This is a genomic window from Henriciella mobilis, assembly GCF_003576315.1.
Lineage (GTDB): Bacteria > Pseudomonadota > Alphaproteobacteria > Caulobacterales > Hyphomonadaceae > Henriciella > Henriciella mobilis.
The window spans coordinates 898,783-920,773 of the sequence record NZ_QWFZ01000003.1; the positions used below are offsets into that span (position 1 = coordinate 898,783).

The window sequence follows — 21,991 nt, forward strand, 5'->3', positions numbered from 1 at the left end:
CTGTGGCATTCCCGAGGCTTCGGCTGCGATCAGGCCGAGGCCTCGGCTTCATAGGCCTCATTGGCTTCGAGCCATGCCTGCTCGGCCGCATTGAGCGCGTCCGCGAGCCTGTCGCGTTCACTGCCGAGCGACTGCGCTTCAGCCGGATCGCGGTCATACAGCGTCGGATCGGCGAGCTTCTTGTCCAGTGCCGCGAGCTTGCCCTGCAGGGTGTCCATCTCGCGCTCTGCGGCTGAAATCCGCTTGCGGATGTCGGCTGTGGCGCGGCGGATCTCGGTTTCCGAGCGTTTTGGCGCTGGAGGCGGCGGCGGAAGCAGGGCCGGCGCGCCACCGCCCTCGCGGGACTTGTCGGCTGCCAGCACCAGCGCACGATAGTCCGACAGGTCGCCATCATAGGGCGCCGCCCGCCCCTGATTGACCAGCCACAACCGCTCAGCGGTTGCCTCGGCCAGATAGACATCGTGGGTAATCAGCAGCACTGCGCCCTGATACTCGTTCAGCGCGAGGATCAGCGCCTCGCGCGAGTCGATATCGAGGTGGCTCGTCGGCTCGTCGAGGATCAGGATATGCGGGGTCTTCAACGCCGTCAGGCCGAGCAGCAGGCGGACCTTCTCCCCGCCCGACAGCTTCTCGACCTTTGTTTCCGCCTTGTCGCGGTTGAAGCCGATCTGGGCGACAATGGAGCGCAGCTGGCCCTCGGTTGCGTTCGGGCGCATGCGCCGGACATGATCGATGGCGTTCTGGCCGGCCGACAGCTCATCGAGCTGGTCCTGGCTGAAATAGCCGATTTCCACCTTGGGCGCGGCCACGCGGTTGCCGTCCAGCAGCTTTAGCCGGCCGGCAATCGCCTTCACCAGCGTCGACTTGCCCTGGCCGTTGGCCCCGACAATCGCGATCCGGTCGTCATTGTCGACGCGCAGGTTCACGCCGCGCAGCACCGGCTGTCCGGGCGTGTAACCAAGATCGGCATCGTCCAGCACGAAGAGCGGCGAAGCCAGCTTCTCAGGGTCCGGGAAGTTGAAGGGATGGGTGCGTTCCTCAAGCGGGATGACGATATCCTGCATCCGCTCCAGCATCTTGATGCGCGACTGGGCCTGCGTCGCCTTCGAGGCCTTGGCGCGGAAGCGGTCGACAAAGCTTTGCAGATGAGCGCGCTGCTTGTCCTGCTTGGCCTTCTGGGCCTGCGCCAGGGCGAGCTGCTCGGCGCGTTTCTTCTGCCAGCTGTCATAATTGCCGGCATGGACGGTCAGCTTCAGGTGCTCCAGCGCGAGGATATGCGTGACCGCATTGTTGAGCAGTTCCCGGTCGTGGCTGACCAGCAGCACGGTATGCGGATAGCGCTTCAGATAGCTTTCCAGCCAGGCGGCGCCTTCCAGGTCGAGATAGTTGGTCGGCTCGTCGAGCAGCAGCAGGTCCGGCTCGGCAAAGAGCACGCCGGCGAGGGCCGCGCGCATCCGCCAGCCCCCGGAAAATTCCCTGCAGGCGCGGCCAAGGTCGGCCTGCGAAAAGCCGAGGCCGGTGAGGATCGAAGCGGCCCGCGCTTCGCCCGACCAGGCGTCGGTGGCCGTCAGGCGCTCATGCACTTCGGCAAGCTTCATCGGATCGGTTTCGGTCTCGGCAGCCTGCATCAGGGCGTGGCGTTCGGTGTCGGCCTGAAGCGTCTCGTCAAGCAGGGTGCGGTCCGAGGCCTCGACTTCCTGTGCCACCCAGCCGAGCTTGGCGGCCTTGCCGATCCGGATGGCGGCGTCGGCATCCTCGTCGGCCTCGCGGATGAGGCGCAGCAGGGTCGATTTGCCGGTCCCGTTGCGCCCGATCAGGCCCACCTTCCAGCCAGCCGCCAGCGTTGCCGAGGCGCCATCGAGCAGCATCCGGCCCTGGATCCGGTAGGTGAGGTTGTCGATCGTAAGCATGATGGGGCCTGCTAAGGCTTCAGCGGGGCGGCTTCAAGAGCGAAGGCGAGTGACGGATTGAGGCCGAAGGGCGCTCCCCCGGTAAACGGCCCTACTTCTTCTTCGTCAGCTTCCGCATCAGGCCTTCCTGCGCGGTCGAGGCGACCAGCTTGCCGTCGCGGGTGTAGATGGAGCCGCGATTGAAGCTGCGGCCATTGCCCGCCTTCGGGCTGTCCATCGTGTAGAGCAGCCACTGGTCGGCCCGGATGGGGGCGTGAAACCAGATCGCGTGGTCTAGGCTCGCCGTCATCAGCTTCGGGTTCAGCCAGTGCAGGCCGTGCGGGCGGAGGCTGGAGCCGAGCAGGTTCATGTCGCTGACATAGGCGATCAGGCAGTGGTGCATCGGCGCGCTGATATCGACCTCGCGCATCGTGCGCAGCCAGACATGGTTCACATCCGATTTCGGCTTCGGGTCGAACGGGTTGATCGCCGATATTTCCTTCATCTCGAAAGGCTGCGGGCGCGTCCAGTGGGCCAGCTGGTCGGCGGGAATCTTGTCCTTGAACGCTTCGGCCAGTTCAGCCCGGGATTTCAGTTCTTCCGGCTGTTTCACCTCGGGCATCTTGTGCTGGTGGTCCCAGCCATCCTCGTGGACATGGAAGGAGGCGGACATGTTGAGGATCTGCTGGCCGTGCTGAATGGCGACGACGCGCCGGGTGGTGAAACTGCCGCCATCGCGCGAGCGGTCGACCTCATAGATGATGGGAATCTTCGGGTCGCCCGGGCGAATGAAATAGGCGTGCAGGGAATGGCAGAGCCGGTCATCCTTCACGGTCCGGTAGGCCGACGCCAGCGCCTGGGCGATCACCTGCCCGCCGAAGACACGTTCGCGGCCAACCTCATGCTCGGGCGTGAAGCCGCGGAACAGGTCGACTTCCAGCCGCTCGACTTCGAGAAGGGCTAACAATTCGGAAACAGCGTCAGTCATATTCAATAGGCTTTCCCATCAGATCTTAACCACGCGCGCTTAGCATCCCGGGCTGCACGTGGAAACCGGCATGCGGGGCCAGAAGCAGGCAAAAGCCCATCCCCGCACCGCGCCGGAAACTGGAATGATGGTGATGGAAATGTTTGACGCTGTGAAGCGGGAATGGACCGCGATCAACGTATTGCTGCGCGCGAAGAAGTGGCTCGACCCGGTCACGAACGAGTCCGCCGACCTCCTGGCAGACGATCTGGAAGCAGCGGTCGACCGCCATCAGGCCCGTGTCGCCTTCCGCTTCGAGGATCGCCAGATGAGTTATGGCGAGCTGGATGCAATGGCCAACCGCGTCGCCCATTGGGCCCTGTCGGAAGGTCTTGCGGCAGGCGACTGCGCCGCCATCTTCATGGAGAACCGTCCGGAATATGTCGCCGCCTGGTTCGGCCTCACCAAGATCGGCGTCATCCCCGCCCTGATCAATTCCAACCTGTCGGGCGAGGGCCTGGCGCACTGCATCAACATTGCCGGCGCGAAGACAGTGATTACCGGCGAGGAGCAGGACGCGCAGGTCGAGAGTGCCAAACCCTTCCTGACCGGGGCGCCGTCTGTCTGGTCGCTTGGCGGCTCGGCGGGCGAGGACCTTGCGGCCGATCTGGATCACCACAGCAGCGACCGGCCATCGCGTGAGCTGCGCGCGCATCTGACCAATCGCGACATCTGCTTCTATCTCTACACCTCCGGCACGACGGGCCTGCCCAAGGCTGCGAAGATGTCCCATGCACGGGTGCGCTCGATGATGCGGACCTTCATTTCGCCCTGCAATACGACGGCGAAGGACAAGGTCTATGTCACCCTGCCGCTCTACCATGCCACGGGCGGGCTGTGTGGGGTCGGCATCGCGCTTTATACTGGCGCCGAAGTCATCCTGCGGCGCAAATTCTCGGCCAGCCATTTCTGGGAAGACTGCGTGCGCCATGGCGTGACGACCTTCGTCTATATCGGCGAGCTCTGCCGCTATCTGATCAACCAGCCGGAAAGCGCAATGGAGCGCGCGCACAAGGTGCGCTGCGGCTTCGGCAATGGCCTGCGCATGGACATCTGGGAAGATTTCCGCACCCGGTTCGGCGTCGGCAAGATGATCGAGTTCTACGGCTCGACCGAGAGCAATGTGAAGCTCATGAACTTCGATGGCACGCCGGGCGCCTGCGGGCGGATCCCGCCTTATGCCGCCAAGCATTTCGATCACATCGCCTTCGTGCGCTACGATGTCGAGACCGGACAACCCCTGCGCGGCGAGGATGGCCTCTGCCAGCGCGCCGCGATCGGTGAGCCGGGCGAAGCCATCGGCCGGATCGGTGAGGATGCCCGCACGCGCATCGAGGGCTACAATGACCCGAAGGACACCGAAGCCAAGGTGCTGCGCGATGTCTTTGAAAAGGGCGACATGTGGTTCCGCACCGGCGACCTGATGCGCCAGGGCGCGCATGGCTATGTCTATTTTGTCGACCGGCTGGGCGACACGTTCCGCTGGAAGGGCGAGAATGTCTCGACCAATGAAGTCGCCGAAGCGCTGTCGCAGGTGCCGGGTGTCGAGACGGCGAATGTCTATGGCGTCACCGTGCCGGGCACCGAAGGCAAGGCCGGCATGGCCTCGGTCACGGTCAGCGGCTATCTCGACTATAAGGACCTGTTCGACCGTCTGTCCGCGCGCCTGCCGAAATATGCCGTTCCGGTCTTCATCCGCGAGCAGCAGCAGGCCGAGACGACGGGCACGTTCAAATACCGCAAGGTGGACCTCGCCAAACAGGGCTTCGACCCGGAAGCCGTCGAGGATCCAGTCTGGTACCACGATCCCGAGACCGGCGAATATGTCCGCCTGACGCCTGAGGAATTCCGCAAGATCGGAAATGGCGGCGTGCGGTTCTAGGACTTGGTAGCGTAACCTGCAGACAAAAAAAGCCGGACGGTTGCCCGTCCGGCCTTCAGTGTCTCTCGAAAGGAAAGGGCCTTACTCGGCCTTTTCCTCTTCAGCTTCGGCTTCAGCCTCTGCTTCGGCAGGGGCTTCTTCTTCAGCCGGTGCGTTCTTGGCTTCCTCGGCAGCTTTCTTGGCTTCTTCCTCAGCTTCCTTGCGGGCAGCTTCCTTGTCAGCCTTTTCCTGCACGCGCTCTTTCGCCTTCGTGCCCGGCTCACCCTTTTGCGGGTTGTTGCCATGCTCCCAGGCGACGACCGGCTTGCCGTCGACTTCGATGGCGCTCAGGAAGCGCGCGACGCGGTCAGTCGGCTTGGCGCCTTTCTTGACCCATTCGGCGGCCTTTTCGCCGTCGATCTGGACGCGGTTTTCCGAGTCCTTGGGCAGGCGCGGATCATAGGTGCCGATCTTCTCGATGTAGCGGCCATCGCGCGGGGCGCGCGAGTCAGCGACGACAACGCGGTAGAAGGGGCGTTTCTTGGACCCGCCGCGGGCGAGCCGGATTTTGAGAGCCATGGTGTATCTCCTTAAGTGTCTTATGGCGTCTTCGTGAGTGTCTTGCTCGTGGCTGATCGCTGGCTGGCGCCAGCGGCCACTGCGCCTGCGCCTTGCTTGTGGAGGGCAAGGTCGGGGGCGTGTTCTTGTGGGAGGCTCATTCCTGGCCCTCCCGGATTTTCTCGTGGTGGCGAATGACTTCGGCCACGATGAAATTGAGGAATTTTTCGGCGAAAGCCGGGTCCAGCCCGCTTTCCACCGAGAGCTGGCGCAGCCGCTCGATCTGGCGCGCCTCGCGGGCCTTGTCGGCCGGCGGCAGGTCATGCTCGGCCTTCAGCACGCCGACCTGCTGGGTCAGCTTGAAGCGCTCGGCCAGCGTATGCAGCAGGATCGCATCCATATTGTCGATGCTGGCGCGCAGGCGCTCGAGTTCGGGGAGGGCTGTCACTTCTTCTTCCCTCCGCCCATGCCGGGGGGAAGTCCGCTGCCGCCGAGGCCGGGGAGCTGGCCGCCGCCCATGCCGCCGGGCAGCGCTGCGCCCTGACCCATTTTCGCAATGTCGGCCTGTGACACGCCCGCGCCGCCAAGCGCGTTCATCATGCCCTTCATGCCGCCCTTGCCGATCTTCTTCATCATGTCCGCCATCTGGCGGTGCATCTTCAGGAGCTTGTTGACGTCCTGCACGCTGACGCCGGCGCCGGCGGCGATGCGCTTGCGGCGGGACGCGTTAAGCAGGGCCGGCTTGGCGCGTTCCTTCTTCGTCATGGAGGAGATGATCGCCTCCTGACGCTTGATCATGTTGTCATCCATATTGGCCGACGCCATGGCCTGCTTGGCCTTCTTGGCACCCGGCAGGAGCCCCATGATGCCGCCAAGGCCGCCCATTTTCTGCATCTGTCGAAGCTGGTCGGCAAGGTCGTTCAGGTCGAACTCGCCCTTGCGCATCTTCTTCGCCATGCGCTCGGCTTTTTCCTGGTCGAACTGGTCGCCGGCCTTCTCCACGAGGGAGACGATGTCGCCCTGTCCGAGGATGCGGCCGGCCAGCCGCTTCGCATCGAAGGCATCGAGCCCGTCGAGCTTCTCGCCGGTGCCGAGGAACTTGATCGGCAGGCCGGTCACTGCGCGCATGGAGAGGGCCGCGCCGCCGCGCGAATCGCCATCCATCCGGGTCAGCACAAGGCCGGTCAGCGGCAGGCGTTCATGGAAGCGCCTGGCCGTCTCGACCGCGTCCTGGCCGGTCAGCGCGTCAGCAACGAGCAGGGTTTCCTTCGGCTCGGCGATCTTTGCGATCTCCGAGGCCTCGGCCATCATCTGTTCGTCGATGCTCGTGCGGCCGGCGGTATCGAGGAAGAGGACATCATAGCCGCCGAGCTTGGCCGCCTGCAGCGCGCGGCGCGTGATCTCGGCCGGCATCTGGCCTTCGACGATGGGCAGCGACTTGACGTTCTCGCCCGCCTGGTCCGCTAGGATGGCGAGCTGCTCCATCGCGGCCGGACGGCGCACGTCGAGCGAGGCGAGGAGGACCTTCTTCTTGTCGCGATCGGCCAGTCTCTTGGCGATCTTGCCGGTGGTGGTGGTCTTACCCGAGCCCTGCAGGCCGGCCATCATGATCACCGATGGCGGATTGTCGACGCGCAGGCGCGTTTCCGCATCCGGTCCGCCGAGCATGTCGACCAGGCCGTCATGCACAATCTTGATGACCTGCTGGCCGGGCTTCACCGAACGGATGACTTCCTCGCCAACCGCGCGTTCCTTGACCTTGGAAATGAAGTCCTTGACGACCGGCAGCGCGACATCGGCTTCCAGCAGCGCCACGCGGATTTCGCGCAGCGCAGCCGTGACGTCCTTCTCCGACAGGGCGCCGCGCCCGGTCAGTCCGTCAAATATGCCGCCTAGGCGGTCTGTCAGCGCGTCGAACATCGCGTCACTCCATGCTTGCCTGCAATTGCCTTACAGGTAAGCGCTCATACCGTTCGCGCAAAGCGTCGCGACCTCGCTGAGCGAAACGTCGCCGAGCAGGGACTTCGCCAGGTTCATGGCCCTGGAAAAGTGCGCTTGTACCTTTTGCGCGTGATTTAAGATGCGCCCTAAAGCACGATAGCCGCTTGAAATCAAGCGCCCGGCGCGGCTTCGAGCTCGCCGATCTCGCCGCCCATCCGCATCAACGTCGCGCGAATCTCATCGGCGATCAGGGAATAGACGACGACGTCGGCCCAGCTGCCATCAGCCATGCGCGAATAGGCGCGCAGGACGCCTTCGCGCACCATGCCCCAGCGGTCCATGACGGCGATGGCCTGTTCGCTGCGCATCGACATCATCCATTCGACGCGCCGCGCGCGCCATTCGAGCGCCCGTTTCAGCATCAGATAGTTGATATGCGCCGACATGCCGATGCCCCGGTAGCGCGGATCGATCCATGTGTAGCCGATCCGTACGCGGCGGTTCAGCCGGTTGGGATAGAGATAGGCCGCTATGCCGATAAAGGCGCCGGTTTCGCGCACGATCACGGCAAGGGCCTGGCCGGTTCCCAATTCGCCCATCCGCATGGTGTAGTCGAAATAGGCTTCGGGAGAATTGCCCTCTGGTATGAGCGGCATCAGCTTCCAGATATCGTCGGCCACCCCGCATTCGAGCAGCGCGGGCCGGTGCTTTGCACCGAGCGCTTCCAGCCTGATGAGGCTGGTTTCCAGTCCGGGGGCGCCGAGTTCCATTTCGCTCGCATTGTGGCTCAGCCGCCATCGCCTTGCAACACGCGGCCGGGCCATTCCTTAACTATAATTTACCGGCGGGAGCCGACCCTGCGGTGCGCCCCGGCCAGTCTCGATTCGAGCCGGTCAGGCCGCGGCGGTCTCCGCTTGCAGGACGCACGCCACGGCGTTGATGACGGACGCAATACGCAGGCTGGCCTGGATCTGTTCCGATGTCATGCCAGCCTTGCGCAGCTCGGCTTCATGCGCGTCGAGGCACATGCCGCAGCCATTCACGGCGGACACGGCCATCGAGAACAGTTCGAAATTCGCCTTGGAGATGCCCGGCGCCCCGATGACGTTCATCCGCAGGCGGGCGGGCAGTGTCTTGTAGGTGTCGTTCGAGACCAGGTGGACCGAGCGGTAATAGACATTGTTCATCGCCATGATGGCGGCGGCGGCCTTGGCAGCCTTGGCCGCCTCCGGGCTCAGCTTGCCTTCGGCCTCGGCGGCGATGTTCTTCACGATGTCCGGCGAACCGACCGCATAGGCGCAGGCGAGCATGCAGCCATATTTCTGCTCATCGTCGAGGATCGTCTCATTGGAGAGCGAACCGATATTGAGCTTCAGGTCCTTGGCATAGTCGGGCAGGGCCGACTTCAGTGTGTCGATCGTCATAAAAAGACTTCCAGAATGTCTGATAAGTTGCAGGTCGAGAAAAATGCGCCGCCCTTGAGCAGGTCAGAGGCGGCGCCAGTTGTCTGTCATGATGATGGAGGCGGCAGGTAGGCTGCCGCGTTTAGACAGAAACCTTATTCAGCCGCGATGTTCAGAACGTCGCCACCGATGGCGCGGTTGCACGGGCACAGCTCGTCGGTTTGCAGGGCGTCGAGGACGCGCAGCGTGTCCTGCGGGTTGCGGCCGACATTCAGATTGTTGACGTAGACGTGCTGGATGACGCCATGCGGGTCGACCAGGTAGGTCGCGCGATAGGCGACGCCTTCTTCCTGGTTGCGCACGCCGAGGCCGTCGACCAGCGAGCCGGTCGTGTCGGCGAATTGCCAGATTGGCAGTTCGTGCAGGTCCTGGTGGTCGCGGCGCCAGGCAAGCTTGACGAACTCATTGTCGGTCGAGCCGCCGAGGACAACGCAATCGCGGTCTTCGAACTCACCGGCGAGGCGGCCGAATTCGGCGATCTCGGTCGGGCAGACGAAGGTGAAGTCCTTCGGGTAGAAGAAGATGACCTTCCACTTGCCCTCGAAGCTGTCCTGCGTGATCTCTTCGAATGCGCTCTCGCCGTTCTGCTCGTGCTGCATGAATTTCGGCTTCACGCCGACGACTTTGAATTCCGGGATCTTTTCGCCAATTCCAAGCATGGGAGGTCCTTTCACTGTGAACTATTATGCATATTTGCAGCGCTGACCGCTGTCGTGATGCGGCAATGGCATGCTGCGCTGCAAGAAATCCAATTGATAAATAAAATTCCTACAATAGATTAGGTCTATGCATTTACCGACCCTCCGACAGCTCCAGTTCCTGTGCGCCCTGGCCGATGAGAAGTCCTTCTCGCGGGCTGCCGATGTGTGCAATGTGACGCAGCCGACCCTGTCTTCCGCGATCAAGGAAGTCGAGGCGATCCTCGGCGTCCAGCTGGTCGAACGCGAAGCGCGCGGGGCCTCGCTGACCCGCGCCGGAGAGGCCGCTGTCGAGCGCGCCCGGGCGATCCTGTCCAGCGCCGCAGACCTTGTCGCGGCCGCCCATCAGGCCGGTGAACCTCTGACCGGGCATTTCCATCTCGGCGCCATTCCGACGCTCGCCCCCTATCTCCTGCCGCGCACGCTCGCCTCGCTGCGGGCCAGTCATCCCGAGCTGAAACTCTACCTGCGCGAAGACCAGACCGACCGGCTGCTGGAGGGCCTCCGAAACCGCACGCTGGACGCCGCCCTGATCGCGCTGCCCTGGCCGGCGAGCGGGATCGAGACCGAAGTCCTGGGCGATGACGAGTTCCTGTTCGTCGGGCCGAAGGATCACAAGCTGTCGAAGGCAAACAGCCTCCAGCCGGACGACCTGAATGGCGAGGACGTGCTGCTGCTGGAAGACGGCCACTGCCTGCGCGACCATGCGGTGTCGGTCTGTTCCCTGTCGCCATCGAGCGCGAGTTCCGATGTCGGGGCGACCTCGCTGGCGACGCTTGTGCAGATGGTGGCCGGCGGGCTGGGCGTCTCGCTGCTGCCGCGTATTGCCGCCGATGCTGGCGTGACGGCGGGCACGGATGTCACTTTGCGCACCTTCGACAAGCCGGTCATCGGCCGCCAGATCGGGATTGCCTGGCGCGCCGGATCCCCGCGTGAAGCCGAGGCCCGCATGATCGGCGAGAGTGTGCGCGAGGCACTGTCGACACGAAAGGATGCAGCGACGCCTTAAGCGTCGTGCGTCACCGTGCGGTCGATTTCCGCCGTAACATTGTCCTCGGCCCGGAAGATGTCCTCATCCAGGTCGCCCTCCCATTTTGCCACCAGCGTCGAGACGGCGAGGTCGCCGGTGATGTTGGTCACCGTGCGCATCATGTCGAGCAGCCGGTCAAAGGCGAAAAGCGGGGCGAGGATAACGAACATCTGCTCGGGCGTGGCACCGACAACCCCCAGCGTCGTCGTGGCAAGGAACAGGCTGACCGACGGGATACCGGCCGTCCCGATGGAGACCAGCGTCGCCATGACGGCGACGGTGAAATACATGCCGATCGACACGTCGATGCCAAGCGCCTGCGCGGCGAAAAGCGCGATGAGCCCCTGATAGAGCGCGGTCCCGTCCATGTTGATGGTCGAGCCGAGCGGCAGCACCGATGAGGCGACCGACTTGCCGACGCCGAGGTTCTTCTCCGCGACGCTGAGCGTCACGGGCAGCGTCGCGCTGGAGGACGAGGTCGAGAAGGCAACGAGCTGCGCATCGGTAATGCCGCGATAGAAGGGGATGAGCGGCAGGCGGCCGACCACCTTGATCAGGAAGCCATGCGTCAGCAGCATGTGCAACGCGCAGGCGAGGTAGAGCGCGACCGTCATCAGTGCCAGCGAAGAGACGACGCTGAAGCCCTGGTCGGCCATCACCCAGGCCATCAGGGCGGCGACCCCAAATGGCGCGGTTTCCATGACGATCAGCGTGAGTTTGAGGATCGCCTCGGAGCCGGCATCGAAGACTTTCGCCATCGGCTTGCCCGCCTCGCCGGCGAGCAGGATGCCGATGCCGAACATGATGGCGAAGAAGATGATCGGCAGCACGTCGCCATTCGTCATCGAGGCGACGATATTGGTCGGCACGATGGAGAGGATGGTGCGCATGATCGACTCGTAAACGCCGACCTGTTCGAGCGCGCCGCCACTTTCCAGGCGCGCCTGCGTCTCGGCGATCTGCTCCGGGGTCACCGATGAGAGGTCATAGCCGTTGCCCGGCTGGAAGATGGTGCCCATGATCAGGCCAAGCGTGACCGCGACCAGCGTCGTCATCATGTAGATGCCGATGGTCCGCCCGCCGAGACGGCCGAGCTTGCGCGGATCACCAAGGGCGAGCACGCCAGAGACCAGGGTCAGGAAGATCAGCGGCACGACCAGCATGCGGATCAGGTTGAGGAAGAGATCGCCGAGCGGCTTGAAGATGTTTGCAATCTCCTGCGAGCGGGCAATGCCGTCATCATGGCCGAGCGACGATATCATCCCGTAGCGGACCGCCGTGCCGATCGCGAGGCCTATCGCAAGGCCAATCATTACGCGCTTCCAGAGATCAATCCTGAACCAGGCCTTCATCCCGAACCCCTTTCAAACCACCAGATTGGGGCGCAGCCTAGACGGCGCCGCGCTGAAATCAAATCGGCTTGTGCGGATTGACGGCGGTTTGCCGTTTCACACGCTGGCGGAACCGTTTACAAGCAGGCGCACATGGACTGGATCGACCGACTTTCGACGGGCTGGAAAGCCTGGGTGCTGCTCTTCGCGCTGACCATCACGGCGGCCGCGCCGGGGGTTTTCAACCTGCCGGCGCTGGACCGGGATGAGAGCCGTTTTGCGCAGGCCTCCAAGCAGTATCTCGAGACCGGCGACTACATCACGATCCGCTACCAGGACGAATACCGCAACAAGAAGCCGGCCGGTATTCACTGGCTGCAGGCCGGTTCGACCGCAGCGTTCGGCGAGGGTGAACACCTGGACGTCTGGACCTATCGCGTGCCGAGCTGGATCGGCGCGGGGCTGGCAACGCTCATGGTGTTCTGGGTCGGCATCGCCGCGATCGGGCGACGGGGCGCATTTATCGGCGCCGCCCTTTTCGGCTCCAGCCTGCTGCTGACCTCTGAAGCGCATATCTCCAAGACAGACGGCGTCCTCGTCTTCCTGATCACTGCTGCCATGGGCTGCCTGCTCCGGCTCTACCTGCGCAAGGACAATGACAGGAAGCTCGCCATCGCCTTCTGGGTGATCCATGGCGCCGGCTTCCTGATCAAGGGGCCGGTGATCTCGCTGGTGGCCGGCATGGCGCTGCTGGTGCTGTGGCTCTGGGACCGGCGTGACCATGACTGGATGAAAAGCCTGGCCTGGTGGCCGGGGCCGCTGATCAGCGTGCTCATGGTGCTGCCCTGGTTCATCATGATCCAGATCGCTACGCAGGGCACCTATGTCGAAGGGGCGGTCGGCAAGGATTTGCGCGACAAGCTGGTGACCGCGTCCGAAGGCCATGGCGGCCTGCCGGGCTATCACCTGATGCACCTACCGGCCTGGTTCTTCCCCGGCATCATCCTGGTCCTCCCGGCCATCCTGCTCACCTGGCGCTACCTGCGCCACCGCACGCTGGAATCGCTCGGCGATGTCGACCGCGATGCGCTGAAATTCCTGGTCGCCTGGTCGCTGACGACCTGGATCTTCTTCGAGCTGCTGCTGACAAAGCTCAGCCATTACATCCTGCCCGCCTATCCGGCCTTTGCGCTGCTTTGCGGCTGGGCGGCGGTGAAGCTGATGGAGGGCAACCGCGCCCCGGTCGCGCGCTGGGTCTCGACGGCTTTCTTCGTGATTGGCGGGGCCGCGCTTATCGCCTTTACCTCGCCCTGGGCGATCGAGGCCCTGCAGGCCGACAAGGCGGGTGACTTCAAGACCGTGGGGGCCGACGCGGTCCTCGCGCAATGGTCCGGCTCGACCGATTATCCGCTCTTCCTGTGGTGGATGGGGCTCGGCGCGACCGGTCTTGCCGCCGTCGCCATGCTGGGCCGGCGCATCAGCTGGGCCGTGGCGGGCGGCGTTGCAGCGGCGATTCTGCTCGGCTGGCAGGCGCGGATCTATGTTCTGCCGACGCAGACCTGGGTGCAGGCGACCGAGACCGCGAAGCTCGCCCTGGCTGACGTCTGCGGCATCCCGCGCACCGATTGCGGCGACACCAAAGGGCCCGACCGCGTCCTCGCGCTTGGCTTTGCAGAGCCGTCCTACGTCCTCACCCTCGGCACGCAGAACCTCCACCCGCCGGAAACCCCGCTCGAACTGCCGGAGGATGAGGCGGCCTATCCGGTGGTCTACCTCGTCAATCTGGAGAACCGGACTGCGCAGGAAGACTTCCCCAAGGTGGAAGCCTCCGCCGCGCGCCTTGGCCGGTGCGAGACGCGGTCTCAGCCTTTCTATAGTTTAAACTATTCCAATAATGACCCGTCAGCTTTTATTGCTGTACGCTACGAGGCCGATTGCCCGGCCGATTGACGGGAACCGTGCGCGCGGCACGGCGTTTCCAGCTGGGTGAACCGATCTGGAGGAGGAAATCATGGATCAATCCCGACGCCGCCTTCTGGCCCTTGCCGGAACGACCGCCCTCGCCGCCCCGCTGGGCGGTTGCGGCACGCTGCTTTACCCTGAACGCCGCGGCCAGACGGGCGGACGGCTCGACACCGCCGTGGTCATCCTCGATGGGCTTGGCCTCCTGCTCTTCCTGGTGCCGGGCCTGATCGCCTTTGCGGTCGACTTCGGCTCCGGCGCGATCTACCTGCCGGGCGGCTCGCGCGCCGATGCGGGCGACGATCTCACCACCTACCGCTTCGCTGGCGACCTGACCGAGGAAAAGTTCGACCGCGCCTATGAGCGCCAGTATGGCGAGAAGCGCGACTGGCGCTTCGAGGATGCCCAGCGCATCGAGGTCTCCGATGTCGAAGAGATGCACCGCAAGCTCGCAGCGATCCGCAGCTCCGGCACGGTACGGCTGTAGCGCCAGCGCCTATTCTGGCAGCGTCATCCGCGCCGTCACCATTTCGGTGATGTCGAGATCGGGATGCGCGACCAGCAGCGTGCCATCCAGCGCATCATCGTCGATGAAGCGGACAATATCGGCCTTCACCTCATCGGGATTGTTGGCGAGATAGATGTAGATGTCGGTCTTGAATGAGGCGAGGCGTTCCTTGCCGAGCAGGACAAAGCGTTCGCCTGATTGCCGGTAGGCCTCGGTCATGTCCTCGCTATCGGCCTCTAGCTTCAGCTCGGCGAGTTCCTGTTCCTCGGGCGACATGATCAGCCGCCTCTGCTCGAGATTGGCAAGCCGCATGTCGAGGTCCCGGCGCTCGCCCGCGAGCCTGTTTTCATCCGCGCGCAGGCGCTCGCCCAGGTCGGCTTCGCGCGCGGCCTGGTTGCCGCTGAAATAATAGACATCCTTGGCGTGCACATAGCGGATGACCGGCGGGCGGTCCGGACCGTTGGGGACGTCCGCGCCCGGGCCGGACTTCATCATCTCCCCGATCGGCGCCGAGATGTCATAGGCCGGATTGAGGACAAGGAAGGACGGCCCGTCATCGTCGATGGGATCGACCAGGATCTCGCCGATCCCGTTCGCTTTCGCAAAGTCACGCATGAAGGGGCGGGCATCGGCGCGAAAACCTGACTTGGCCGTGCGGGCGAGCTGGTCGACCTCCTCATTGGCGCGGACATTCAGGTCGACGAGCCGGTCCTGCAGCTCGGCAAGTCTCTGCTGTTGCAGCAGCAGGGTTTCTTCCGGCCAGACCGCGCCGTCCTGCGCGATCCGGGCCTGCTGAGCACCGATCTCGGCGGACTTCGCCTCGATCTCGCCGCGCCAGTGGTCGAGCCGCTCCTGATGGAAGTCGTCCAGCTGGTAGCCATAGACGGACATGGCCGCCTCGTCGTCAAAGGTTACGGTGACGGTCTGCGCGGCGGCCGGCAGCGCGATCGCGGCAAGCGCCGTAGCGATGGCAAGTCTCATCATGCGTCCTCCCACTGGAACAGGGGTGGAGCGTTACACGTGAGAGGCGAAATGGGAAGCGCCTTTACCCCCGCGGGTTGGCATAGCCTTTCACGCGCTCTTCGTCGCTGAGGCTCGCCCACCAGTCGGCATAGGAGGACTCAGACGGCGCCTTCATCGTCTCGTCGGGGGCGCCATCATCCCACCAGACCGGGCCGCGCTCGCCGAGGGCTTCCTTGGCCGCGTTGACCGCGCGCCGGGCGCGTTTCAGCTGCGCCTCATTGTGCTGGACTTCCTTCACCTTGCGCCGCGCCGCCATGAGCTTCGCCGTCAGCGCCTTGCGGCCCTCGGGCGTCAGGCGCGGATCGGAACAGCGCCACAGCTTGCCGGATGCCACGAAATAGCGGCCATCGGGGGTGTGGGGATAGTCTTTCAGGGCCATGGCGCCGGGATGTGGCGCGGGACGGCGGGCAGGTCAAGCATATGACTCCCCTCTCGAGCGAGAGCGGAGCGTTACACATCCACCTCCGCTTCAAGGGCGTTGTCCTGGATGAATTCGCGCCTTGGTTCGACGATGTCGCCCATCAGGCGGGTGAACATCTCGTCGGCGTCGTCGGCATGGGCGACCTTGACCTGCAGCAGCGTGCGGGCATTGGCGTCCAGCGTCGTCTCCCAGAGCTGGTCGGCATTCATCTCGCCGAGGCCCTTGTAGCGCTGGATCTTCAGGCCCTTGCGGCCGGAGGCGAGCACCGCCTCGAACAGGCCGACCGGCCCGTAAACGTTGACCTCACCGGCCTTCTCATTGCGCAGGATCGATGGCTCGACATAGATCGGGCGGATCTCGTTGGCGAGATTGTTGAGCCGGATCGCATCCTGGCTCGCCAGCAAGGTCCGGTCGAGCACGGCCTTCTCCTCGACCGAGCGGACTTCACGGCGCAGCACCAGGCTGCCCTCGTCGTTGAACTCGCCTTCCCAGCAATCCTCGCCCTCTTCGGCAAACAGGTTCAGCCGGTCGGCGGTTTTCTGCGCTTCGGTGTTGGAGGCACCCGCGGCGAGCGCCCCGGCAATCGCGGCCTGCTCGACCATCGGGCCGGGCGCGCGCAGCTGGAGACGCCATAGCGCCTGCTTGAATTGCGCTGCCTTGCGGACATTCTCGCGAAGGTCCTCACCGGCAATCTGCGTGCCGTCGGCCAGGATCAGCGTCTCGCCCGTCGTGCCCTCATTGATGAGGTAATTGTCCATCTCCAAATCGTCCTTGAGATAGCGCTCCGAGCGCCCGCGCGTCACCTTGTAGAGCGGCGGCTGGGCGATGTAGAGATAGCCGTTCTCGATAGCCTCCGGCATCTGACGATAGAAGAAGGTCAGCAGCAGCGTGCGGATGTGGGCGCCGTCGACATCGGCGTCCGTCATGATGATGATCTTGTGGTAGCGCAGCTTGTTGATGTCGAACTCGTCGCGCCCGATCCCGGCGCCGAGCGCCATGATCAGTGTACCGACCTGGTCGGATGAGAGCATCTTGTCGAAGCGCGCGCGCTCGACATTGAGGATCTTGCCGCGCAGGGGCAGGATGGCCTGGTTGGAGCGGTCGCGCCCCTGCTTGGCCGACCCGCCGGCGGAGTCACCCTCGACGATGAAGAGCTCTGATTTTGAAGGGTCTTTTTCCTGGCAGTCCGCCAGCTTGCCGGGCAGGGAGGTGATGTCGAGCGCAGTCTTGCGGCGGGTCAGCTCACGCGCCTTGCGGGCCGCTTCGCGCGCGGCGGCGGCCTCGACAATCTTCTGCATGATGTTCTGTGCGTCGCGCGGATTCTCCTCGAACCATTCCGACAGCTTCTCGCCCATCAGGCTCTCGACGACCGGTCGCACCTCGGAGGAGACCAGCTTGTCCTTCGTCTGTGAGCTGAATTTCGGATCAGGGACTTTTACCGACAGGACGCAGGTCAGGCCCTCGCGGGCATCGTCGCCGGAAATCTCGACCTTTTCCTTCTTCGCGATACCGGTCTCGGTGGCATATTTGTTGATGATCCGGGTCAGCGCGCCGCGGAAACCGGCAAGGTGCGTGCCGCCATCGCGCTGCGGGATGTTGTTGGTGAAGCAGAGCACCTGCTCATGATAGCTGTCGGTCCAGGCGAGGGCCGCCTCGACAGTGATCCCGTCCTTCTCGCCGACGGCATAGATCGTGTCGGGGATCAGCGTCTGGCGCTGGCGGTTGAGATGCTCGACAAAGGCCTTCACGCCGCCCTCATATTCGAGCACGGATTCGTAAGGCTCAGGGCCCCGTTCGTCGCGGAAGACGATGCGCACGCCGGAGTTCAGGAAGGCCAGCTCGCGCAGCCGGTGTTCCAGCGTCTTGCGGTCATATTCGGTCATGGTGAAGGTCGACGGGCTCGCCATGAAGCGCACCGCCGTGCCCGTCAGCACCTTGCCATTGGCGCGCAGCGGGCTCTCGCCAACCTCTTTCAGCGGCGCCTCGACCTGGCCGCCTTCGATGAAGCGGACATAGTGCTCCTTGCCGCCGCGGTGGATGCGCAGCTCCAGCCAGTCCGACAGGGCGTTGACGACCGAGACGCCGACGCCGTGCAGGCCGCCGGAAACCTTGTAGGAGTTCTGGTCGAACTTACCGCCGGCGTGCAGCTGGGTCATGATGACCTCGGCCGCCGAAACGCCTTCGGTCTTGTGCATTTCGACCGGGATGCCCCGGCCATTGTCGGTAATCTCGGCGGAGCCGTCGGGATACAGCGTGACGGTCACTTCGTCGGCATGGCCGGCCAGCGCCTCGTCGATCGCATTGTCGACGACTTCGTAGATCATGTGGTGCAGGCCGGACCCGTCATCGGTGTCGCCAATATACATGCCGGGACGCTTGCGGACGGCTTCGAGGCCCTTCAGGACCTTGATGGAATCGGCGCCATATTCGGGCATGTTTTCAGCTGTTTCAGCCATGGGGTTCTGCCTGCCTTTTGTGATTCGTCACAATTCTTTGAAATTGTAGAGGATTCGGGGCCAAAAGGGAAATCCTGGGCACCCTTGAAAAACCCTTAAAAACAGGGTCGTACAGGGGCGTGTGCAACTGTTTGCAGGGGCCGGTCCGCAAAGTCCCGAAAATCGGCGGAATCCGGGCGTTCCGGGCCGTCGCCAGCAGGGCCTCAATCCTCGAAAACGGGGGCTCTTTTCTGGGCGAAAGCGGCGGCGGCTTCGGCAAATTCGGGCGACTGGAGCTGGGCTGCGAAGATCTCGCCCTCGGCGCGCATCTGGTCGGCAATTTCGGCGGTCCGGGAGTTGATCAGTGCCTTCGACTTGAGGATGGCCGTCGGTGCGGAGGCGGCGATTTTCTGCGCCGTTGCCATGGCGGCACCGAGCAGTTCCTCATCGCGCTGGACACGCGAGACGAGGCCGCAGGCCAGCGCTTCGTCTGCCGTCAGGATGCGGCCGGCCAGCAGCACTTCATTGGCCATGGAGCGGCCGACAATGCGCGGCAGCAGCAGCGACGAACCGGCTTCCGGCACCAGGCCAAGCTGGGTGAAGGGGGCGCGGAAATTCGCCGACTGGGCGGCGAAGGAAATGTCACAATGCAGCAGCATGGTCAGGCCGACGCCGATGGCCGGGCCATTCACGGCCGCGATGATCGGCTTGTAGGCATCGCGGATCGCATTCAGGAAGCGCGTCACCGGCGGTGTCCCGGTTTCGCGCTCTTCGATGGAGGCAAAGTCGGAGAGGTCGTTGCCGGCCGTGAACATGTCGCCTTCGCCAGTGATGACGATGGCGCGGACGGCTTTGTTCGTGTTCGCATCGACAATTGCGTCCGCCATCTTGCCATACATCGCCTGGGTCAGCGCATTCTTGCGCTCGGGCCGGGCGATGGTGATGGTCAGGATGCGGTCGGAAAGGTCGAGCTTGATATGATCGGTCATGGCGGTGTCCTCGGTCAGGTCTTGGCGCTTATTGAGCAGGATGCACCGCGCCGGGCAAGCCATGCCCCTGCGGCGGCGGGGCATTAGGGAATTTCACGGATAGCGCGCGTGCGCCGGGCGGTGTTGATGGCGCTTATGAGACATGACTGGATCCCATTCGCCTGCGCCGCCGTGCCGCGCTATACGAGCTACCCGACCGCGGTGCAGTTCCATACCGGCATTGCCGAACCTGCTGCGAGCGACTGGGCGGCCAGTGTCGATCATGACGATCCGATTTCGATCTATGTCCACGTGCCCTTCTGTGAGCGGCTGTGCTGGTATTGCGGCTGCCATACCAGCGTGCCGAACGGCTATGGCCGGATCGAGCGCTATCTCGATTACCTGCACAAGGAAATCGAGCTGTGGGCCAGCCGCCTCGGGCCGCATGGCGGGGTCAGGCACCTGCACTTCGGCGGCGGCTCGCCCAATGCCCTGTCGGCGGAGGATTTCGTCGAGGTCTCCGAACATATCTGCGAAGCTTTCGGTCTCCTGCCGGAGGCCGAATTTGCCGTCGAGCTGGACCCGCGCTCACTGACGCCCGAGCGCATCGCGGCCATGGCCGTGAGCGGTGTGACACGGGCCAGTCTCGGCGTGCAGACCCTGGCGCCAAACGTGCAGCAGGCGATCAACCGGGTGCAGTCGCGCGAGATGATCGCATTCGCGGTCGAGGACCTGCGCGAGGCCGGCATCCCGGCGATCAATATGGACCTGATGTATGGCCTGCCGCACCAGAGCGTCGACGACGTCATCGATGCGGCCTGCTTTGCGGCGGCCACCGGCGCCGACCGGGTCGCAGTGTTCGGCTATGCGCATGTGCCGTGGTTCGCCAAGCACCAGCGTGCGATCGATTCCGCCGCGCTGCCGGGCGTGAATGAGCGGTTCGACCAGGCTGACGCCGTCACCGAAACCCTGACATCGGCCGGCTATGCTGCCATTGGCCTCGACCATTTCGCGCGGCCCGGCGACGAGATGGCACGCGCGGCCTCCGAGGGCCGCCTCCGGCGCAACTTTCAGGGCTATACGACCGATCCGTGCGAGACGCTGATCGGCCTCGGCCAGTCGTCGATCTCGGCCTTCCGGCAGGGTTTCGTGCAGAACACGAAGGACCGCAGGGCTTGGGAAGACGCTGTACGCGAAGGCCGGCTGGCCAGCGAAAAGGGCCTCAAGCTGGGTACCCAGGACCGCCTGCGCGGCCGCGCCATCGAGGCGCTGATGTGCAACCTCTCCGTCGACACGGCGGCTGTCTGCCGGGAATTCGGTCTTGCCGAGGACAGCCTCGATTGCGCGCTGGAACGGGCCCAGCCGCTTGAAGTGGCGGGCCTCTGCACGATTGACGGGCGCCGTCTCACCGTGCCGGAAGAGGCGCGCACCCTGCTGCGCACCGTGGCGCGCTGCTTCGACGAATATGTGCCCCGCGCCAATGCCGAGCCGCGCCACGCCAAGGCAGTCTGACCCGGCTTGCGTCTAGGCGCCGGTCTCGACCTCAAGCGTTTCCAGGCCCCGGAAGAAGGGCAGGGTGCGCCAGACAAGCGGCGCATCGGCCAGCTTCATGTCCGGATAGCGCTCGAACAGTTTCACATAGACATGCCGCGCCTCGATCCGGGCCAGCGGCGCACCGATGCAGATGTGCGGCCCACCGCCAAAGGCGACGTGCGAGGGCCGTTTGACCGTGATGTCGAACCGGTCCGGCTGATCGAACGTGCCGGCATCGCGATTGGCCGAGGCGAGTGAGCAGAACACCGTCTGGCGCGCCTTGACCGGGCAGCCGCCAATCTCCCGCTCATCCGGCGAAATCCGCGAGGTTGCAGAGACGGGTGCCTCATAGCGCAGCACTTCCTCGACGGCCTGGCCGGCCAGGCCCGGATCGGCCTTCAGGGCTTCAAGCTGGTCGGGATGGGTCAGGAACAGCCAGACGCCATTGCCGATCAGGTCTGTCGTCGTGAGGTTGCCGCCGACCAGCAGGGCTTCCAGGTTCCGCCGGAGTTCCTCATCGCTGATATCGGCCTCGCCGGAGGCCTGCAGGGCGACCATGTCGCTGACGAGATCGTCCTGCGGCTCGGCCCGCCGCGCTGCGATAAGATCGTCAAAATAGGCGTTGATGGCGTCTGCCGATCGGACGAGATGGGCGGTCTCTTCCTCGGTCCGCACCGGGTTGAGCGACAGGATCACCCCTTCCGACCAGTCGCGGAACTCCGCCAGCCTGTTTTCATCGACGCCAAGGATGCGGGCGATGACCAGGACGGGGATCGGCACGGCGATGTCGTTCATCAGGTCGAAGCGGCCGCTTTCCGGCGCCGCCTCGATGATCTCGTCAATGATCGCCTCGATCTCGGGCTTCATCTTCTGGATGCGTGCATAGAAGGCTTTCGCCAGCGGCAGGCGGATGCGGGCATGATCGGGATCGTCGAGGAAGAGGATGGAGGGCTGCTCCATCTCGCCGCTCTCCTCATCGACCAGCCGGCGCGAGAGCGAGCCCTCCTCAGCCTTGCTGGGAAGGCGCACATAGCTGCGGTCATTCACTGTGGCGCGGATGTCTTCATAGCGGGTCAGGAACCACGTCTTCGCCATTTCGTCGCGCATCACGGGGCAATGTTCGCGCAGCTGCTTCAGCGGCGTGTGCGGGTCGCTCCGCGCATCCGGATCGAAGGCTGATACCTGGAAAATGCTCTGGGGTATGTCTTTTGGGTTCGTACCGTCGGCCATGTTTTTCCTCCCTTTATTCTGTTTTGAGGCATCATAGCGCCAAATCGCCCGCATGGCTTGGTTTGCGCGGCGTCACCGGTACCGGGAATTGAATTGACTTCCTGCCGGGAACG

General features: G+C 64.1%; 19 protein-coding genes. 5 read left to right on the forward strand and 14 right to left on the reverse strand.

The annotated features are described in order from the left end of the window. Positions 1-29 precede the first annotated feature (29 nt). Positions 30-1,910, reverse strand: coding sequence for an ABC-F family ATP-binding cassette domain-containing protein (locus D1227_RS04660; RefSeq protein ID WP_119376259.1), 1,881 nt, complete (start codon positions 1,908-1,910; stop codon positions 30-32). Positions 1,911-2,001: 91 nt separating this feature from the next. Continuing rightward, positions 2,002-2,877 carry an acyl-CoA thioesterase gene (locus D1227_RS04665; protein ID WP_119376258.1) on the reverse strand — a complete coding sequence of 292 codons (876 nt, stop codon included), beginning with the start codon at positions 2,875-2,877 and terminating at the stop codon, positions 2,002-2,004. A gap of 70 nt (positions 2,878-2,947) precedes the next feature. Here D1227_RS04665 and D1227_RS04670 point away from each other — a divergent pair, with 70 nt between their 5' ends. Beyond that, positions 2,948-4,798 (forward strand): long-chain-acyl-CoA synthetase, encoded by a 1,851-nt coding sequence (locus D1227_RS04670; RefSeq protein WP_233349578.1) that lies wholly within the window; start codon positions 2,948-2,950, stop codon positions 4,796-4,798. An 81-nt stretch (positions 4,799-4,879) separates the two neighbouring features. Here D1227_RS04670 and rpsP read toward each other — a convergent pair whose 3' ends face one another. The 6 genes from rpsP to D1227_RS04700 all read right to left on the reverse strand — a co-directional run bounded on the left by rpsP (position 4,880) and on the right by D1227_RS04700 (position 9,398). Next, positions 4,880-5,356, reverse strand: coding sequence for a 30S ribosomal protein S16 (gene rpsP, locus D1227_RS20445; protein ID WP_119376257.1), 477 nt, complete (start codon positions 5,354-5,356; stop codon positions 4,880-4,882). A 136-nt stretch (positions 5,357-5,492) separates the two neighbouring features. Next, positions 5,493-5,783, reverse strand: coding sequence for a chorismate mutase (locus D1227_RS04680; protein WP_119403952.1), 291 nt, complete (start codon positions 5,781-5,783; stop codon positions 5,493-5,495). Then, positions 5,780-7,255 carry a signal recognition particle protein gene (gene ffh / locus D1227_RS04685; RefSeq protein ID WP_119403953.1) on the reverse strand — a complete coding sequence of 492 codons (1,476 nt, stop codon included), beginning with the start codon at positions 7,253-7,255 and terminating at the stop codon, positions 5,780-5,782. The genes D1227_RS04680 and ffh overlap by 4 nt, the downstream gene beginning before the upstream one ends. Positions 7,256-7,446: 191 nt before the next feature. Further along, positions 7,447-8,046, reverse strand: a complete 600-nt coding sequence (locus D1227_RS04690; RefSeq protein WP_119403954.1) for a GNAT family N-acetyltransferase — start codon at positions 8,044-8,046, stop codon at positions 7,447-7,449. Between the two features lie 123 nt (positions 8,047-8,169). After that, entirely contained in the window at positions 8,170-8,700 is a 531-nt protein-coding gene (locus D1227_RS04695) for a carboxymuconolactone decarboxylase family protein (protein ID WP_119376253.1), read from the reverse strand. Positions 8,701-8,834: 134 nt separating this feature from the next. Further along, complete coding sequence (locus D1227_RS04700) at positions 8,835-9,398, reverse strand: peroxiredoxin (RefSeq protein WP_119376252.1); 564 nt, start codon at positions 9,396-9,398, stop codon at positions 8,835-8,837. Positions 9,399-9,525: 127 nt separating this feature from the next. On the opposite strand from D1227_RS04700, the gene D1227_RS04705 reads away from it, so the two are divergent. After that, entirely contained in the window at positions 9,526-10,446 is a 921-nt protein-coding gene (locus D1227_RS04705; protein ID WP_119376251.1) for a hydrogen peroxide-inducible genes activator, read from the forward strand. Here the strand turns inward: D1227_RS04705 and D1227_RS04710 are convergent. Then, on the reverse strand, positions 10,443-11,819 hold the full coding sequence (locus D1227_RS04710) for a dicarboxylate/amino acid:cation symporter (RefSeq protein WP_119403955.1): 1,377 nt from the start codon (positions 11,817-11,819) through the stop codon (positions 10,443-10,445). The two genes, D1227_RS04705 and D1227_RS04710, sit on opposite strands and share 4 nt — an antisense overlap. 132 nt (positions 11,820-11,951) lie before the next feature. Between D1227_RS04710 and D1227_RS04715 the strand changes: the two genes are divergently transcribed. Continuing rightward, the gene (locus tag D1227_RS04715; RefSeq protein WP_119403956.1) at positions 11,952-13,748 is read left to right on the forward strand and encodes an ArnT family glycosyltransferase; all 1,797 of its coding nucleotides are present in this window, start codon (positions 11,952-11,954) and stop codon (positions 13,746-13,748) included. Positions 13,749-13,809: 61 nt separating this feature from the next. Beyond that, complete coding sequence (locus D1227_RS20020; protein WP_199288208.1) at positions 13,810-14,247, forward strand: hypothetical protein; 438 nt, start codon at positions 13,810-13,812, stop codon at positions 14,245-14,247. 9 nt (positions 14,248-14,256) lie between these two features. Here the strand turns inward: D1227_RS20020 and D1227_RS04725 are convergent, their stop codons facing one another. From D1227_RS04725 to D1227_RS04740, 4 genes are all read right to left on the reverse strand, one after another. Then, positions 14,257-15,252, reverse strand: a complete 996-nt coding sequence (locus tag D1227_RS04725) for an OmpH family outer membrane protein (RefSeq protein ID WP_119403957.1) — start codon at positions 15,250-15,252, stop codon at positions 14,257-14,259. Positions 15,253-15,313: 61 nt separating this feature from the next. After that, on the reverse strand, positions 15,314-15,670 hold the full coding sequence (locus tag D1227_RS04730) for a hypothetical protein (RefSeq protein ID WP_119403958.1): 357 nt from the start codon (positions 15,668-15,670) through the stop codon (positions 15,314-15,316). 71 nt (positions 15,671-15,741) lie between these two features. Then, complete coding sequence (gyrB, locus tag D1227_RS04735; RefSeq protein ID WP_119403959.1) at positions 15,742-18,168, reverse strand: DNA topoisomerase (ATP-hydrolyzing) subunit B; 2,427 nt, start codon at positions 18,166-18,168, stop codon at positions 15,742-15,744. A gap of 203 nt (positions 18,169-18,371) precedes the next feature. Continuing rightward, positions 18,372-19,136, reverse strand: a complete 765-nt coding sequence (locus tag D1227_RS04740; RefSeq protein ID WP_119404047.1) for an enoyl-CoA hydratase — start codon at positions 19,134-19,136, stop codon at positions 18,372-18,374. 126 nt (positions 19,137-19,262) lie between these two features. Between D1227_RS04740 and hemN the strand changes: the two genes are divergently transcribed. Further along, positions 19,263-20,627: an oxygen-independent coproporphyrinogen III oxidase gene (gene hemN / locus D1227_RS04745; protein ID WP_233349576.1), complete on the forward strand. Its 1,365-nt coding sequence runs from the start codon at positions 19,263-19,265 to the stop codon at positions 20,625-20,627. Between the two features lie 12 nt (positions 20,628-20,639). Here hemN and D1227_RS04750 read toward each other — a convergent pair whose 3' ends face one another. Next, entirely contained in the window at positions 20,640-21,878 is a 1,239-nt protein-coding gene (locus tag D1227_RS04750) for a cytochrome P450 (protein ID WP_158586561.1), read from the reverse strand. Positions 21,879-21,991: the final 113 nt, after the last annotated feature.